The 17701-nt window shown below is 70.3% G+C and carries 10 protein-coding genes; 3 read left to right on the top strand and 7 right to left on the bottom strand.

Going from position 1 to position 17701, the window contains the following annotated elements; genetic code table 11:
• The 3 genes from MKK50_RS06705 to MKK50_RS06695 form a co-directional block, all read left to right on the top strand.
• Nucleotides 1-658 (top strand): UDP-glucose dehydrogenase family protein (locus tag MKK50_RS06705; protein ID WP_499021269.1); only part of this gene is annotated, 658 nt, incomplete at its 5' end.
• Between the two features lie 520 nt (nt 659-1178).
• Nucleotides 1179-8585 carry an SDR family NAD(P)-dependent oxidoreductase gene (locus MKK50_RS06700; protein ID WP_499021267.1) on the top strand — a complete coding sequence of 2469 codons (7407 nt, stop codon included), beginning with the start codon at nt 1179-1181 and terminating at the stop codon, nt 8583-8585.
• Entirely contained in the window at nt 8582-9955 is a 1374-nt protein-coding gene (locus MKK50_RS06695; RefSeq protein WP_499021265.1) for an aminotransferase class I/II-fold pyridoxal phosphate-dependent enzyme, read from the top strand. Before MKK50_RS06700 ends, MKK50_RS06695 begins: the two co-directional genes overlap by 4 nt.
• A 93-nt stretch (nt 9956-10048) precedes the next feature.
• On the opposite strand, the gene MKK50_RS06690 is transcribed toward MKK50_RS06695, so the two are convergent.
• The 7 genes from MKK50_RS06690 to MKK50_RS06660 all read right to left on the bottom strand — a co-directional run.
• Complete coding sequence (locus MKK50_RS06690) at nt 10049-10717, bottom strand: polyamine aminopropyltransferase (RefSeq protein WP_499021263.1); 669 nt, start codon at nt 10715-10717, stop codon at nt 10049-10051.
• Nucleotides 10718-10848: 131 nt separating this feature from the next.
• A complete protein-coding gene (gene shc, locus MKK50_RS06685) occupies nt 10849-12852 on the bottom strand; it encodes a squalene--hopene cyclase (protein ID WP_499021262.1) in 2004 nt (667 codons plus the stop codon).
• A gap of 44 nt (nt 12853-12896) precedes the next feature.
• Nucleotides 12897-14198, bottom strand: a complete 1302-nt coding sequence (gene hpnE, locus MKK50_RS06680; RefSeq protein WP_499021260.1) for a hydroxysqualene dehydroxylase HpnE — start codon at nt 14196-14198, stop codon at nt 12897-12899.
• Nucleotides 14198-15049: a presqualene diphosphate synthase HpnD gene (gene hpnD / locus MKK50_RS06675; protein ID WP_499021258.1), complete on the bottom strand. Its 852-nt coding sequence runs from the start codon at nt 15047-15049 to the stop codon at nt 14198-14200. Before hpnD ends, hpnE begins: the two co-directional genes overlap by 1 nt.
• Complete coding sequence (gene hpnC, locus MKK50_RS06670) at nt 15046-15939, bottom strand: squalene synthase HpnC (protein ID WP_499021257.1); 894 nt, start codon at nt 15937-15939, stop codon at nt 15046-15048. Before hpnC ends, hpnD begins: the two co-directional genes overlap by 4 nt.
• Nucleotides 15936-16961, bottom strand: a complete 1026-nt coding sequence (hpnA, locus tag MKK50_RS06665) for a hopanoid-associated sugar epimerase (RefSeq protein WP_499021255.1) — start codon at nt 16959-16961, stop codon at nt 15936-15938. Before hpnA ends, hpnC begins: the two co-directional genes overlap by 4 nt.
• Before the next feature lie 175 nt (nt 16962-17136).
• Nucleotides 17137-17701 (bottom strand): transketolase C-terminal domain-containing protein (locus MKK50_RS06660; protein ID WP_499021254.1); only part of this gene is annotated, 565 nt, incomplete at its 5' end.

Raw genomic sequence — 17701 nt, 5'->3', positions numbered from 1 at the left:
GAAGATCACCTTCATCAACGAGATCGCGGATCTGTGCGAGCAGGTCGGCGCCAACGTGCAAGAGGTCGCCCGCGGCATCGGCCTCGACAACCGCATCGGTAGCAAGTTCCTGCATGCCGGGCCGGGCTATGGCGGCTCGTGCTTCCCGAAGGACACGCTGGCGCTGGTGAAGACGGCGCAGGATTACGGCACGCCGGTTCGGATCGTCGAGACGGTGGTGGCGGTCAACGATCAGCGGAAGCGGGCGATGGCGCGCAAGGTGATCGCGGCCTGCGGCGGGAGCGTCCGGGGCAAGCGGGTGGCGCTGTTGGGTCTGACGTTCAAGCCGAACACCGACGACATGCGCGACGCGCCCTCGCTGTCGATCATCGCCGGGCTGCAGGATGCGGGTGCCGAGATCGTGGCCTACGATCCGGAGGGGATGGAGCAGGCCCGGCCGCTGCTGCAGGGCGTCGCTTACGCCGAGGACGCCTATGCCTGCGCGGAAGGCGCGGATGCCCTGGTGATCGTCACCGAATGGAACGCGTTCCGGGCGCTGGATCTCGCGCGGCTGAAAGCTCTGATGCGCGCCCCCGTCCTCGTCGATCTCCGCAACGTCTACGCATCGGCAGATGCCGAACAACACGGCTTCGCCTATTCTGGCATCGGCGTTGCCTGATCACGGCTTCCGGCCCGTCATCGGTCCGGGCGGACTTTCGAACCGATCTCATCTGCCGAACAGGAGGGCTGCAACTTACAAGCGCAGCAATCCAGCAGTAGCCAACGGGATCGATCATACAAGCCGCGCGAGAACGATTATTGAAAGCTCACTGCAATATTCGCATGATCTTTGCCACAAGCGCGGCAGAGTGATGGCAATTTTTAAACTTACCTCGGCGCCCGTACTGATATTTGTTGGCCACGGCACCTCGCAGATTTTTCGCGGTCAACGATTCACTGATGAATACGTGCCACACAATCTCCCAATCTCTCATGATTAAGGGAGAGGTTGCAGCCAAGCGGGTTGGACGGTCCTGACGGTCAGATTAAAGGATGCCTCTTAAAACCTCTGGTCGTCGGCCGCTTTTTCCCGGGGCGCCACGGTGAAGCCGAGGTTTCAAGAGACATTCGCGGTGGGGGTGAAACGCCTTCGCCGGACGGACCCCCGGTCCCTGCTTCACGAGCATAAACGGATCGACGTGACAAACCGCAAGAACATCGCGATCGTCGGCCGCGCCTGCCGCCTGCCCGGGGCTCAGAACGTCGAGGGGCTGTGGCAGCTCCTGACGGAGGGGCGCTGCGCCGTCTCGCGCATTCCCGAGGACCGCTGGTCGCTGCTGGCCTTCGGGCATCCGCGCGCGCAGGAGCGGGGCAAGAGCTACACCTGGGCCGCCGGCGTGCTCGACGACATCTGGTCGTTCGATCCGGGCGTGTTCGGCATCTCGCCGCGCGAGGCCGAGCAGATGGATCCACAGCAGCGCATGCTGCTGGAACTGACCTGGGAGGCGTTCGAGGATGCGGGCCTGCGCCCCTCCGCGGTGGCCGGCAGCCATATCGGCGTGTTCGTCGGCGCCTCGGCGCTCGATTACGGCAACCTGCGCATCCTCGACCCGTCCTCGGGCGACGCCTACGCCGCCACCGGCAACACGCTCTCGATCATCTCGAACCGCATCTCCTACATCTACGACCTGAAGGGCCCGAGCTTCACCCTCGACACCGCCTGCTCGTCGTCGCTGGTCGCGCTCAACGCGGCGATCGCGGCGATCGAGGCGGGGCAGGTCGACACCGCCGTGGTGGCGGGTGCCAACATCCTGGCGAGCCCGTTCAACTTCATCTCCTTCTCCAACGCGCAGATGCTGTCGCGCACCGGCCTGTGCCAGGCGTTCTCGTCGAGCGCCGACGGCTATGTGCGCGCCGAGGGCGGCGTCGTCCTGATCCTGCAATCGGCCGAGGCCGCCGCCCGCAGCGGCCGGGCCGTGCGCGGCGTGATCGCGGCGAGCGGCGTCAACTCGGACGGGCGCACCACCGGCATCTCGCTGCCCTCCGGCCACGCGCAAGGAGCGCTGCTGGAGCAGGTCTACCGCGACGCCGAGATCGACCTCGACAAACTCGCCTTCGTCGAGGCGCACGGCACCGGCACCCCCGTCGGCGATCCGATCGAGGCCGGGGCCATCGGGAGCAAGCTCGGCAAGCCGCGACAGACCCCGCTGCCGATCGGCTCGATCAAGACCAATATCGGCCATACCGAGCCGACATCGGGGCTCGCGGGCCTGCTGAAGGCCAGCCTCGCCCTCGAGCACGACCTGCTGCCGCCCTCGCTGCATGCGGCCGAGTTGAATCCCGACATCCCGTTCGAGGCGATGAAGCTCGCGGTCAACCGCGCGCCGCTGGCGCTCGCCCGCACCAAGGCCGAGCGCTTCGCCGGTGTGAACTCGTTCGGCTTCGGCGGCACCAACGCCCACGTCGTGCTGACCGACGCAGGCCCGGTCGCGGCCGCCAACGATGCGGGCCCTGCGCCCGAGATCCTGCTGCTCTCCGCCCAGAGCCGCGCGGCCCTGAACGATCTCGCCCTCGACTACGCCGCCCGCTTCGACGGCGCTGCGCCGAAGGAGGCCGCCCGCGTCACGGCCGCCGCGTTCCATCGCCGCGAACGCCTCGGCACGCGGCTCGCTCTGCCGCTCACCCCTGAGACGGACGTTCCTGCCGTCCTGCGGGCGCTGGCAGAGGGCGAGGACAACGATGCCGCCATCGTCGGCACCGCGGTCGAGCGCCAGGCCGAGGTCGCCTTCGTCTATTCCGGCAACGGCAGCCAGTGGGTCGGCATGGGCCGCGAGGCCTACGAGCAGAGCAAGGCCTTCCGTGCCCGCTTCGACCAGACCGACAAGCTGTTCGAGAAGCTGTCCGGCTGGTCGCTCAAGGAAGCGATGTTCGCCGAGGATCTCGACGCGCGCCTCTCCCTCACCCGCGTCTCGCAGCCGCTGATCTTCGCGATCCAGAGCGCCTCGACCGCGGCCCTGCGCGCCAAGGGCCTCGCGCCCCGTTATGTCCTCGGCCACAGCGTCGGCGAGATCGCCGCGGCCGAGGCCGCCGGCATCCTGAGCCTGGAACAGGCGGTGCGGGTGATCTTCTTCCGCAGCAAGCACCAGGAATCGACGCGCGGCTTCGGCACCATGGCCGTGCTGCTCGGACCGGCCGAGGAGATGGAGGCATTCCTCGCCGACTATCCCACCCTCGACATCGCCGCCTATAACAGCCCCAAGGCGATCACGGTCGCCGGCCCCGAGGCCGATATCGAGGCCGCGATGAAGGCGCTGGCGCGCAAGCGCCGCCGCGGGCGCAAGCTCGACCTCGAATACCCCTTCCACGGCCGCCTGATGGACCCGACCGAGCGTCCGCTGCTGCGCGACCTCGACGGACTGAAGGCGTCCGCCGGCCACACCGCCATGGTCTCGACCGTGACCGGCACGGTGCTGGCGGGCACGCAGTTCGGCGCCGGCTACTGGTGGCGCAACATCCGCGAGCCGGTGCGCTTCTGCGAGGCGCTGCAGGAGGCGACCCGCCAGGGCGCCCGCGTCTTCGTCGAGGTCGGCCCGCGCGCGACCCTGCTGCCGCATATCGGCGACGCCATCGAACCGCTCGCCATCGAGGTGGCCTCGGTCGGCGTCATGCACCGCAAGCCCGTCGGCGGCGATCCGATCGCCAAGGCAGTCGCCGCCGCGCTGGTGGCGGGTGCCGCCGTCGATGAGGCGCGCCTGTTCGGTGCCGATCCGGCTGGAATCGTCGCCCTGCCGCTCTATCCCTGGCAGCGCCGCCCGTTCCGCCTCGCCGAGACCACCGAAGGCGCCGGCGCCGCGCCGCGGCCCTATCACCCGCTCGCCGGCAACCGGCTCGCGCCCGACGGCCTCGAATGGCACGGCCATCTCGACGCGGCGCTCGTGCCCGAACTCGACGACCACCGCATCGACGGTCAGGTGATCCTGCCCGGCGCCGCCTTCGTCGAAATGGCGCTGCATGTCGCCCGGCAGGCGTTGCGCACGGACGCCGTGACGCTCTCCGACGTCGAGATCCTTTCGCCGATGGTCTTCGCCGAGGATTCTCTGCGCGAGGTGCTGGTGCGCCTGTCGGGCTCCGGCAACCAGATCCAGATCCTCAGCCGCCCCCGTCTGACCCCGACGCCGTGGCAGCTCCACGCCTCGGCCAAGATCATCGAGGGCGACTTCCCCGTGCCGGCCCGCCGCGACCTCGCGGTTCCCGCCGAGCACGCGATTTCCGGGGAAGGGCTCTACCGCCGGGCGCTCGCCTCCGGCCTCGGCTTCGGCGAGAATTTTCGCCAGGTGGCCGCTTCCGCTCGGATCGACGAGACCACCATCGTTTCCGAACTGATCCCGGCCGAGGCCGACGACCGCTACGGCCTCGTGCCCGCGCGCCTTGATTCCTGCTTCCACGGCCTGATTCTGCTCTTCGCCGAGCTGATGGGCGAAGGCGCCACCAAGGCCTACGTGCCGGTGCGCTTCGGCGAGGTGCGCCTGCTGCGCCCCGGCGCCGCGATCGCCCGCGCCGAAATCCGCACCCGGCGCTGCAACGAGCGCTCGATCCTGGCCGATTTCACCCTCACCGACGCCGAGGGCGAGGTGATCGCGACGATCCGCGAGGGCCGGTTCCAGGCCCTGCGTGCCCGCAGCGGCAGCGACCTCGACGCCTACGCCATCACGCAGGGGGTCGAGCGCGCCACCGAGCCGACCGCCCTGCCGCTGGAACGGCGCCCGAGCGTGGCCGAGCGCCTGCGCCCGAGCCTCGCCGCCGCGACCGCGCCGGACACGGCCGATCTCGGGCCGGGCCACCTGCTGCTGGAGGGCTGGGCGACGGCGCTCGCCTACCGCCTCGCCGACGGCCTTTCCGAGAAGGGCAAGGTCACCCTCGACCGCCGCCTGCCCGCGGCGCTGCACGCTTGGGCGACCAACGCCCTCTACGCCCTGGAGAGCAGCGGCCTTGCGAGCCTCGAGAAGGGCGTCTGGCGCCTGCGCCGCGACGTGTCCCTCCCCGCGCCCGAAGAGACCATGCGCTGGATCGCGGCCGACCATCCGGAACTGGCCGCCGAACTGGTGCTGCTCGCCGACACCACCGCCCTGGTCGGGCGGATCGTGGCGGGTGATGCGCCGGCCTCCGCCAGCCTGCCCCCGGCGGCTCTCGACGCCTTCCACCTGCGCGGCGCCACGGCCCGCGCCGCCGCCGACGTGGTGGCGCGGATCGTCGCCGAGGCCCGCGGACGCCTGCCGTCGGACCGGGCGCTGCGCATCCTTCAGGTCGGCTTCGGCCCGCTCTCGGCCCGCGCCGCCGCGCTCGCCCGCGAGGCGGATGCCCGGCTGACCGTGCTGGATACCGACCGGCGCCTCGCCGAGCGCGCCCGCCTCGCCCTGCCGAGCGCGGTCGAGGTGATCGAAGATATCGACGCTCTGCCGGCCGCCGCCTTCGACCTCGTTCTGGCGAGCGACGTGCTGCACCGTGCCGACAAGGCACTGCCGGGACAGCTGGCCACTGCGCTCGCCTCGGGCGGATTGCTCGTCGCGGTCGAGCCCGGCGCCTCGCTGTTCCGAGACCTCGTCTTCGGCCTCGCGCCGGACTGGTTCGAGGAGGCCGTCGGCGGCATGCCGCTCTCGCGCCTCGACGACGTGACCGGCTGGCAGCGCCGCCTCAGCGCATCGGGCCTCGTGCGGGTTTCCGCGGAGCGCGCGGCCTCGGCCAACGGCGACGACCTTCTGCTCGTCGCCGAAGCCCCGACGCGCTCGGCGGTCGGCCACGGCCAGAGCTTCGCCTTCGTCGTCGGCTCCCATGACGAGTTCGGCGCGGAGACCGCCTCGTCGCTGGCGACCCTGCTGGTGGCGAGCGGCGTCCACGTCTCAATCATCCTCGATTCCGAGCAGTCGCTGCGGGAACTCGAACGCGAGACCCCGGACACCGTGGTGTTCCTGGCCGGTGCCTTCGCCGGCGAGGGCGCGGCGGCAACAAGGCTGCGCGACCGCTGCCTCAGCCTGAAGCGCTGCGCCGAGCATCTCGGCAGCCGCCAGACACGCCTCTGGGTGGTCGCCCCCGGCGCCACCCGCGACGCGGGCGGCGAGGCGGCGGCGGTCGAGGCTGGCGTCTGGGCCTTCAGCCGGACGCTCGCCAATGAAACGGCCACCCTCGACGTGCGCCGGATCGACCTCGCGCCGACCCTGTCCTCGAAGGACGCCGCCGAGCGGCTGCGCGCCCTGATCCTGTCGGGCACCGACGAGACCGAGATCGTGCTCGATGCCGACGCCACCCGCGTCGTGCGCTTCCATCCCGGCCGCGCCGCGAACACGGCCGGCGAGGCGGCGCCCGCCGCGCGGCTGGAGCGTTCCAACACCGGCGGCCTCAACGAGATGGTCTGGGGTCCGGCCGAGCGCGCCGCCCCCGGTCCCGGCGAGGTCGAGATCGCGGTGGCCGCCACCGGCCTCAACTTCCGCGACGTGCTCTGGGCGCTCTCCATGCTCCCGGAGGAGATCCTGGAGGACGGCTTTGCCGGCCCGCGCCTGGGCCTCGAAGTCTCCGGACAAGTGACCGCGATCGGCCCCGGCGTGGTGGATTTCACTGTGGGCGATTCCGTCGTCGCCTTCGCCCAATCGGGCTTTGCCACCCACGTGGTGGTGCCCGAGATGGTCGTCGCGCCGATGCCGGCCGGGCTCGACCCGGCCGCCGCCGCGACCGTGCCGGTCGCGTTCCTCACCGCCTACTACGCGCTCTGCACCTGCGCCCGCCTGCGCAAGGGCGAGTGGCTGCTCGTCCATGGCGGCGCGGGCGGCGTGGGGCTGGCCGCGCTCCAGATCGCCAAGTGGAAGGGCGCGCGGGTCATTGCCACCGCCGGCTCGCGGGAGAAGCGTGCGCTGGTGGCCGCGCTCGGCGCCGAGCACGTGCTCGATTCACGCTCGCTCGCCTTCGTGGACGACGTCCGCCGCATCACCGGCGACGGCGTCGACGTGGTGCTCAACTCGCTGTTCGGCGAGATGATGGAGCGCTCGCTCAACTGCCTGCGGCCGTTCGGGCGCTTCGTCGAACTGGGCAAGCGCGACTACGTCGCCAACACCCATATCGGTCTACGGCCGTTCCGCCGGAACCTCTCCTACTTCGGCGTCGATCTCGATCAGGTGCTCCAGCACCAGGGCGAGGACGGCGCGCGGATGTTCCGCGAGGTGATGGCGCTGTTCGCCGAAGGAGGCCTGCGCCCGCTGCCCTACCAGCCGTTCGCCGCCGACGAGACCTCCGACGCCTTCCGGCTGATGCAGCAATCGGGGCATGTCGGTAAGATCGTCGTGACGCCGCCGGCGCCCGGCTCCGTTGCGCGGGTCCAGCGCAACGCCTTCACGGTGAGCGCCGAGGGCGTCCACCTCGTGACCGGCGGCCTCGGCGGCTTCGGCATCGAGGCAGCGCGCTGGCTCGCCGATCGGGGCGCCAAGCGCATCGTCCTCGTCGGCCGCTCCGGCAAGCCGAACGAGGAGGGCCGCGCGGTCGTCGCCGAACTCGCCGCGCAAGGCGTGCGGGTGGAGACCAAGGCCTGCAACATCACCAGCCGCCGTGCGGTCGAGGCGCTGATCGAGGGCATCGAGGCCCGGGGCGAAAAGCTCGCGGGCGTGATCCACGGCGCCATGGTGCTGCAGGACGGCCTGATCTCGGCGATCGAGCCGGAGACCCTGGAGGCGGTGATCGCGCCGAAGGTGATCGGCGCAGGCCATCTCGACGCCGCCACCCGCGGGCGAAAGCTCGACTACTTCGTGCTGTTCTCCTCGGCCACGACCTTCATCGGCAATCCCGGCCAGGGCTCCTATGTCGCCGCCAACGGCTTCATGGAGGGCGTCGCCCGCCAGCGCCGCCGCCTCGGCCTGCCTGCGCTCGCGGTCGCCTGGGGTGCCATCGGCGATGTCGGCGTGCTCGCCCGCAACAAGGCGGTGATGGAGACGCTGGCCTCCCGCGTCGGCGTGACTCCGATGGATGCCCGCCTCTGCCTCGACCTGATGGCCGAAGCGCTGGAGAGTCAGGGCAAGGCGAGCAACGAGGGCGTGATCGCGATTGCCGCGATGCACTGGGGCAAGGCGCGCGAACGCCTCGCCACCCTGCGCTCGCCGAGCTATGCCAGCCTCGGCGGCGACCAGCAGGCCGAGTCCGGCACGGTGGCCGCCATCAACATCGGCGCGCTGCTGCGGTCCACGGATATCGATTCGGTCCGCAAGACCGTCTCCGACGCCATCGTCGAGGACATCGCCCGCATCCTGCGCCTGCCGAAGGACGACATCAGCCGCGTGCGCCAGCTCTCCGAGATCGGCCTCGATTCGCTGATGGGCGTGGAGCTGGGGGCGAGCCTGCAGGAGCGCTTCGCCCTCGATGCGCCGCCGGCCGGCATCTCCTCGGGGCTGACCGTCAACGAGTTGACCGAAACCCTGATCCAGGCGGTGGCGACGCCGGTGGATGAGGCGGCGGGCGTGACCTTGAGTCTCGCCACCAAGCATGTCGGCGATCTCGATGCCGCCACGCTCGTGCCGTTCAACGAACTCGTCGAGAAGAACGTCTCGGACATCAAAGAGATCTTGCCATGACCCAGCCGTCACGCCCGCAGGACGGCCGGGCCGCGCTCGCGAGCTTCGTCACCAACCGGCTCGGCCGCGCCAATGCCCGGCCCTCCCCCGCCCTCGCCGAGACCAAGGCGCCGGCCAATGACTCACCACAGGATTTCGAGAAGCTGACCGGCTACCGGGAGCTGCGCCTGCAGCGCTCGGCCGCCGACCTGATCGGCCTCGGCAACCCGTTCTTCCGGGTGCACGAGACCCGTGCGGGCGCCAACACGCGCATCGAGGGCCAGAGCTTCTCGAACTACTCGTCCTACGACTATCTCGGCCTCAACGGCCACCCGGCGGTGAGCGGTGCGGCGCGCAAGGCGATCGAGGCCTTCGGCACCTCGGCTTCGGCGAGCCGGATCGTGGCGGGCGAGCGGCCCGGCCACCTCAAGCTGGAGCAGGCGCTGGCCGCCCATTACGGCACGGAGGCCTGCGTGGTGCTGGTGAGCGGGCACGCCACCAACGTCACTGCCATCGGCGCGATCCTGGAAGCGCCGGACGTGATCTTCCACGACGCGCTGATCCACAACAGCGTGGTGACGGGCGCGCAGCTCTCCGGTGCCCAGCGCCGCTCCTTCGCCCATAACGATCCGGCCGCGCTCGAGAAGCTGCTCGAGGCGACGCGCCACGAGCACCGCCGCGCGCTGATCGTGATCGAGGGCCTCTACAGCATGGACGGCGATGCGCCGGATCTGACCGCCTTCGTCGAGCTGAAGCGCCGCTACGATTGCTGGCTGATGGTGGACGACGCCCACGGGCTCGGCGTTCTCGGCCGCACCGGCGCGGGGCTGCACGAGCATTGCGGGGTCGATGCCGGCGACGTCGATATCTGGATGGGCACGCTCTCGAAGACGCTGTCCTCCTGCGGCGGCTACATCTGCGGCCCGTCCGTGCTGGTCGAGTACCTGAAATGCACCGCGGGCGGCTTCGTCTACAGCGTCGGCATGTCGCCGCCGCTCGCCGCCGCGGCCGAGGCCGCGCTCTCGGTGATGCAGGCCGAGCCCGAGCGGGTGGAGCGCCTTCGCCGCAACGGCAACCAGTTCCTCGCGCTGGCCAAGAAGCACGGCCTCAACACCGGCACGAGCCTCGGGCTGGCGGTGATCCCGATCATCATCGGTGATTCGCTGAAAGCCGTGACGCTGTCCGACCGGCTGTTCAAGCGCGGGATCAACGTGCAGCCGATCATCCATCCGGCGGTGCCGGAGCGCTCCTCCCGCCTGCGCTTCTTCATGACCTCCGAGCACACCCCGGAGCAGATCGCACAGACGGTCGCGACGATTGTGGAAGAGTTGGCCGCGCTCGAGACCGGTGCCACGCTGATCGAGCAGTTGATGGCGCGCCGGGGGGCGTGAGCCACCCGCATATCCCATCCATCCCCTCATCCTAAGGTGCAGACGCGAAGCGGGCACCTCAGGATGGGGTTGCGACCGGGATCGCTCTCAGGGTCAGCGCCCGGCCAGCCAGATCACATGCCGGGCCCCGCGCTTGCCGCGCGCCCTCGTGCCGACCTCCTCGACCGAAAACCCCGCCTGTCCCAGCCGCCGGCTGAAAGCGGCGTCGGGATGTGCCGACCAAACCGCGAGCACCCCGCGGGGGCGCAAAGCCGCGCGCGCGGCGCCGAGGCCGGCGGCGTCGTAGAGGCGGTCGTTGGCGCTGCGGGTGAGGCCGTCGGGGCCGTTATCGACATCGAGCAGGATCGCGTCCCAGGCGCCCGGCCGCGCGCGGATCACCGCGGCGACGTCGGCCTCATGGATCGAGACCCGCGGATCATCCAGGCAGCCGCCGGTCAGCTCTGCCATCGGACCACGCGCCCAGGCCAGTACCGCCGGGACGATCTCGGCGACGGTCACCTGTGCCGTCGCCGGTAGCAGGCTCAGCGCGGCGCGGAGCGTGAAACCCATCCCGTAGCCGCCGATCAGCACCCGCGGCGCCTTCACGCCGGCGATGCGCTCGGTCGAGAGCCGCGCCAGCGCTTCCTCGGAGCCGCTGAGGCGGCTGTTCATGAGTTCGTTGCGGTCGAGCTGAATCGAGAACTCGCTGCCCCGACGCATCAGGCGCAACGTGCCGGCCTCACCGGGGATCGGGGCGGTGTCGAGGTGCTCCCAGGGAATCAACAGTCGTCTCGCGGGCTCGTGTCGAGGAGGGTCGGGCCGCCCGGCGGCCGGACCCGGCGCAAACGAAAACGGCGCAGGATCGCCCCGCGCCGCCCCTATTCCGGTTCGTCTTCGGGAAATCCCCGAAAGAATCACATCCCGAACTGCACCTGCCGGCTGTTGCCCCGCTTCAGGTTGCGGAAGCGGGCCATCGCCCAGAGCGGGAAGAACTTCGGGTAGCCGTGGTAGCGCAGGTAGAACACCCGCGGGAAGCCGGTGGCGGTGTAGCGCTCCTCGCTCCACAGCCCGTCCTGTCCTTGCGTGCGGACGAGGTAATTGACGCCGCGGGCGACCGCCGGATCGTCCACCTCGCCCGCCGCCATGAGAGCAAGCAGCGCCCAGGCCGTCTGCGAAGCGGTCGAGTAGCCCGGCTCGAATTCGGGATTGAGCTTGTAGGAGGAAGCGTCCTCGCCCCAGCCGCCATCCGGGTTCTGGATGCGGATGAGCCACGCCACCGCCTTGCGGATCTCCGGCGATTGCGGATCGACACCGGCGGCGTTGAGCGCGCACAGCACCGACCACGTGCCGTAGATGAAGTTCATGCCCCAGCGGCCGTACCAGCTCCCGTCCTTCTCCTGGTCGTTGAGCAGGTAGGTCACGCCGCGGTCGAGCGCCCGGCTGGTCTGGCGGGTCTCGCCGAGCTGCGACAGCATCGAGACGACGCGGGCGGTCACGTCCGCGGTCGGCGGATCGAGCAACGCGCCGTGATCCGAGAACGGGATGTGGTTGAGGTAGTGGTGATTGTTGTCGGCATCGAACGCCGCCCAGCCGCCATCGGCGCTTTGAAGCCCCTCGACCCACTCGCGGGCGCGGGCGATGGAGGCCGCGTAGTCCGGCATACCGCTTACCAGCCCGTGCTGGCGCTGGGCGCGGTCCATCGCCATCACCACGACGGCGGTGTCGTCGAGGTCGGGATAGTGCGGGTTGGCGTACTGGAAGGCCCAGCCGCCGGGGCGCACGTTCGGCTTGGTCTCGGCCCAATCGCCCTTGATGTCGAGGATCTGGAGCGGCTTCAGCCAATCGAGGCCGGCGCGGGCATTGGCCTCCGCCTGATGGCCGCCGGCCTCCAGCATGGCGTGGCTGTTCAGCGCCGTATCCCAGACCGGGGAGAGGCAGGGCTGAACGTAGGCCTCGTCGTCCTTCTCGGCGACGAGCTTCTCGATGGCTTCCAGCGCGATCTTCACCTGGGGGTGGTCGGGCGGATAGCCCAACACCTCGTACATCAGCACCGAGTTGACCATCGCCGGGAAGATGGCGCCGAGGCCGTCCTCGCCGTTCAGCCGCTCGCTGGTCCAGGCGACCGCCTTGTCGATGGCGCGCTGGCGGATACCCTTGGGGAACTTGTCCTGCGTCTGCTGCAGCACGCGGTCGATCGCGCCGAAGATCGGCGTCCACGGCCAGGTGGCGTGGGGCGAGCCCGGCCAGGTCCGCACCGAATCGGGCGGCGTTACGAACAGTTCGGCCACGCCGACGCCGCGCGGGTTCTGGGCCCGCGGCTTCTTGGCCTGGATCACGAACAGCGGCACCATGGTGCAGCGGGCCCAGTAGGACACCTTGTCGAGGTGGAACGGGAACCACTTCGGCAGGTGCATCACCTCCACCGGCATCACCGGCACCGCCGCCCACGGCACCTCGCCGTAGAGGGCGAGCAGGATGCGGGTGAAGACGTTGGCGTTGGCCGCGCCGCCGCGCTGGAGGATCGCCTTGCGCACGGCGCGCATGTGCGGCGCCTCGATGTCGTCGCCGATCATCTTGAGGGCGAAGTAGGCCTTCACCGACGCGCTCATGTCGAACGGACCGTCATGCACCAGCGCCCAGCCGCCATGCACCTTCGACTGCGTGCGGCGCAGGTAGTTGCCGATCTTGGCTTCCAGTCCCGGCCGCGGCTCGGTCCCGCGGAACTGGTGGAACAGGATGTACTCGGAGGGGATGGTCGCATCCGCCTCGAGTTCGAAGCAGATGTGGCCGTCCGCCTGCGTCATCTCGGTGAGCGCGCGGGTGGCGTTCTGGACGCCACGCTCCACGTCGTCGAGGGAGACGTCGCGGGTCTTGGGACGCTGCAGCGTCTCGACCTTGCTTACGGCCGCCTCACGCATCGTTCTCGCCTCGCTCGACTGTCTCGATGCCTGCGTCATATCCTTCAAGCGACTCCCTGTGCCTGTGCCCGTCCGCACATCCCGGTGCGGAACAGGGCTTGCGCGGCATTTGTGCCGGATCGGATCGCCCCCTCGATGGTCGAGGGCAGCCCCGTCTCCGTCCAATCACCGGCGAGAACCAGATTCCGGTAGCGGGTCGCCGCGCCGGGGCGGCGCGCGGCCTCCGCGGGCGTCGCCGCGAAGGTCGCCCGCTTTTCCTTGACGATCTGCCAGCTAGGCAAATCCCGTGCAAGACCGTTGAGCTTCGCGATCTCGGCCCAGATCCGGCGGGCGAGATCCTCGCGGCCGTCCTCCAGCAGGCGGTCGGCACCACTGATGGTGACCGAGAATCGGTCCGGATAGGCGAACAGCCACTCGGTCAGGCCGCCGACGACGCCGAGCATCAGCGGAGCGCCCTCGGGCGGGCGCACGGCGAAATGCGCGTTGACGATCGACCGGAACTCCTGCGGCGCGGGCGTGCCGGGCAGGAGTTCGCTCGCCACCCACGGCGGCAGGGCCATGACCACGGCGTCGTCGGGATCGATCAACGTCGGCTCGTCGGTGAAATCCAGGCGCTCGATGCGGCCCTGCCCGAGGGTCAGCGCCCGCAGGCGCCGGCCGTAGCGGATCTCGGCACCGCGGCTTTCGAGGTAGCGCAGGGCCGGATCGACGAAGGCTGCGGACAGGCCCTCGACCGCGATCAGCGGGCGGCAGGCCCGCCCGCCGGCGCCCAGGGTCTCGCGCAGGATGGTGGCGGCGAGCCCGACATCGCTCTCGCGCGGATCGGTGTTGAGCGCGGCGAGCAGGACCGGGTGCCAGAGCCGCTCGTAGAGCGGCCCCTCGCAGGACATCTTCTCGCCGATCGTGCCGCTCTGGCCCGGCTTGTTGCCGGAGGCCGCCATCATCAGGGAGACCGGCGCAAGATAGTCGCGCGCGCGGGTGCCCGGCACGCGCCGGCCGGCCCGCAGCACCCACCACGGCAGGCGGCCCTCGTTCGGGCGCAAGGCCCAGCGCTCTCCGGTGCGAATGTCGGCGAAGTCGAAGACCGCCTTGTCGGGTCCGGCCAGGGCGCCGGCCGGCGCGCCGATGAGGCGCATGAAGTCGAGGGACGAGCGGTTGCCCGAAAGAAGCAGGTGGTTGCCGTTGTCGATGGTCAGCCCGAGCGAGGGGTCGTAGTAGGAGCGGCAGCGCCCACCCGCCTGCTTGGCCGCCTCGTGCAGCACCACGCGGTTGCCCGCCTCCGCCAGCGAAGCCGCCGCCGAGAGGCCGGCGAGCCCGGCGCCGACAACGTGAACCGTACCCGTCATCACAGAATTCCGTGGCGCAGCGCGACGAGGAGAAGGGGGAGCTTGCCCGGCTTCACCCGCGCCCGCGGGGCCGCCCAGCCGCGCTTCACCACGGCATCGAGGTAGAGCCGGTAGGCCGCCGCCATCAGGCGGGCCGCCTTGGTGGCCTGCCGCGGACTGCGCTCGATGATCGCCCAGGTCTGGCGGTAATGCTCTTCCGCTTCCGCCGCGACCGCCGCGCAGACCTCGCCGAGGCGGGGATGCGCCAGGGCGCTCTGCGGGGTCGGGTTCATCAGCCCGATCTTGTGGAATTTCTCCATCGGCAGGTAGAGGCGCCCGCGCTCGGCATCCTCGTCGATGTCGCGCAGGATGTTGGTGAGCTGCAGCGCCCGGCCCTGGTGCCACGCCAGCCGGATGCCGGCTTCCTCTGGCATGCCGAAGATGCGCACCGAGAGCCGCCCGACGGCGCTCGCCACCCGATCGCAATACAGATCGAGCTTGGCCTCCGAGGGGGCGACGATGTCCTCCTCCGCGTCCATCGCCATGCCGTCGATGACCGCCTGGAAGTCCTCGCGCTTGAGGTCGAAGCGGCGCATCGGCTCTTCGAGCGGCTTCACCCGCGGCGGCGGGTTGCCGGCATAGAGCGCATCGATATCGGCACGCCAGCGGTCGAGCTCAGTCGCGCGGACCTCGCGCGGGCCGCCGTCGTCGGCGACATCGTCCACGACCCGACAGAAGGCGTAGACGGCGTACATCGCCTCACGCCGCTCCTTCGGCAGCAGGCGCATCGCCGTATAGAAGGACGAGCCGGCGGCCGGCAGGGCGGGGGCTTCCGGGGTCTCGCCCGTCATCGGGCTGGCGGTGGCGCTCATCGGCCGGCTCCGGCGGGGGCGGGACGGCGCGCACGGAACGGGCGGCGCACCAGCGTGGCGGCGATGCCGCCGAGCGCGGTGAGCGCGAAGGCGGCCTTGCCGTGATGGACTTTTTCCGAGAGCGGATCGCGGGTCAGCAGCCCCTTCGTCAGGACGACGGCGAGACGATGGATCGCGGCGATCTCCAGGCTGAGGCGCAGGTCGTTGATCTGATTCGGGAGCGGTGCCCCCTCCTCCAAGAGTTGAAGCGTGCGCTCGGCAAGTTCGCGGATGACCGCGCGCAACTGCGGCGTGGCCTGGGGCAACCCCAGCATCGACACGTCGGCGCCGTGCCGTTCCATGGCGTCGAGCGGGATGTAGACCCGGTCGAGATCACGGAAATCCTTGCCGCAATCCTGGAGGTGGTTGAGCACCTGAAGCGCGGCACAGATCGCGTCGGAGGTCCGGTAGACCCGCGCCGGATCCTCGCCGTGCACGTCGAGCAGGAAGCGCCCGACCGGCATCGCCGAGTAGCGGCAATAGTGGATCAGCTCGTCCCAATCCGCGTAGCGCGACTTGCGCGCATCCATGCGGAAGGCGTCGAGCAGTTCGAGCGCGTGGGTGGGCGGCTGGCGGTGGGCTGCCAGCTCCCGCTTGAGCGGTTCGACCGTGGGGTCGGAGCCGCCCTTGCCGGTGAGCGCGTCGGCGAGCGCATCGAGCAGCTCGATCTTGCGCTCGGGGCTCAGGCCTGTGTGGTCGGCGACGTCGTCGCCGGCACGCACGTAGTTGTAGAAAGCCAGGATCGCGCCGCGGTTGCGCGGGTGAATCAGGTGCGAGGCGACGGGAAAGTTTTCGTCGTGCTGGCCCTTACCGGTGCGGGCGTCGGTGGCGGTCTGAAGCGCGGCGCTCATTTCATGTACCCCGCTCGGGCGAACCACGCGATGGCATCCTCCAGGCCCCGGCGATAGGGCCGCGCGGAATAGCCGAGTTCCGCTCGTGCCTTGGCGTCGGAGAAGAACATCCGGTACTTCGACATGCGCACGCCGTCGATGGTGGCGAGCGGCGCCTTGCCGGTCACCCGAGCGATCTGCTCGGAGAGATAAGCGATCGGGTAGATCACCGCGTAGGGCAGGCGCGTCGTCGGCGCCTTGCGGCCGACGATTTTCGCGATGTCGGCGAGCATCTGCGCCAGCATCACGTCCTCGCCACCGAGGATGTAGTGCTCGCCGACCCGGCCCTTGCGCAGGGCCAGGAGATGGCCGGCGGCGACGTCGTCGACATGGGCGAGGTTGAGGCCGGTATCGACGAAGGCCGGAATCTTGCCCTGCGCCGCGTCGAGGATGATTCGGCCCGTCGGCGTCGGTTTCACGTCGCGCGGTCCGATGGGCGTCGAGGGGTTCACGATGACGGCGGGCAGGCCGTCACGGGCCACCATCTCGTCCACCACGCGCTCGGCCACGACCTTGCTGCGCTTGTAGGCGCCGATGGCGGTCTCCGGCGTCAGCGGCCGGGTCTCGTCGGCGGGGGTGCCGTCGTCGTGCGGTTTGATGGTCGCGACGCTCGACGTGTAGACGATCCGCTCGACGCCGGCCTTCAGCGCTTCCTCCATCAGGATGCGGGTGCCGTCGCGATTGGTGCGGACGATCTCCTCCATGTCCGGCGCCCAGAGCCGGTAATCGGCCGCCGCGTGGACGAGGTAGCGCTGGCCGCGCATGGCCGAGGCCACCGCCGCGCGGTCGCGCATGTCGGCCTCGACGATCTCGACATCGGGCCACGTGAGATTCGTGCGCGGCGAGGAGGCGCGTACGGTAATGCGCACCGTGAAGCCGGCCGCGCGAAAAACATCGACCAGGGCAGCGCCCAGGAAGCCGCTGGCACCGGTGATCAGCACCGGCCCCGCCGGGAACGGGCCGCTTTGGGTCGGCTCAGTCATCGTGCTCGCGTGATCCACGGGTGGCCTCGTCCACCGGTCATGGGACCAGCAGGCGAGCGGAAGCGCCGCTCCGTCGACGCACCCGATTCTGGGCCGGACGGCGCGGCGCTTGTCTCACTGATGACGCGGTGCGGCAAGCACCGCGCCTCTCTCGGCCGTCGACGCTTCCTGGCAATCAGGCCAGACGCAGGCGCCCGGTCCGGCTGCCCTTCTTCTGCTCCGGCAGTGCGGCGCGGACGGCCTTGAGGATGCCGTCGGCGTCGAGACCGGCCTCGGCGTACATCTTCTCCGGCTTGTCGTGGTCCTGGTAGCTGTCCGGCAGCGTCAGCGTGCGGACCCGGACGCGGCCCGTGTCGAGCACGCCGCGCTCGGCCAGCAGGTGCAGCACCATCGCCCCGAAGCCACCGACCGAGCCTTCCTCCACCGTCACCAGAACCTCGTGGCTCATCGCCAGATCGACGATCAGCTCCGCGTCCAGCGGCTTGGCAAAGCGCGCATCCGCCACCGTCGCCGCGACACCCTCGGCCTCCAGCCCGTCGGCCGCCTTCAAGGCCTCCGCACGGCCCGTTCCTGTGCAAAGAAGCGCCCCCCGCCTCCCTTCAGGCACCCGCACCACACGGCCCCGGCCGACCGCCAGCGGCTCACCCTTCCCGGGGAGTTCGATGCCGACCCCCCCCCCGCGCGGGTAGCCCAGCGCGGCCGGGCCCGGATCGTCGCCTGGCAAGGTCGTCACGCCTGGC

Origin of the sequence: Methylobacterium sp. J-043 (assembly GCF_022829505.1) — a bacterium.
Taxonomy (GTDB): Bacteria; Pseudomonadota; Alphaproteobacteria; order Rhizobiales; family Beijerinckiaceae; genus Methylobacterium; species Methylobacterium extorquens_A.
The sequence above is the reverse complement of the archived record's forward strand: the minus strand, read 5'-3'. Positions and strand labels throughout refer to the sequence as shown.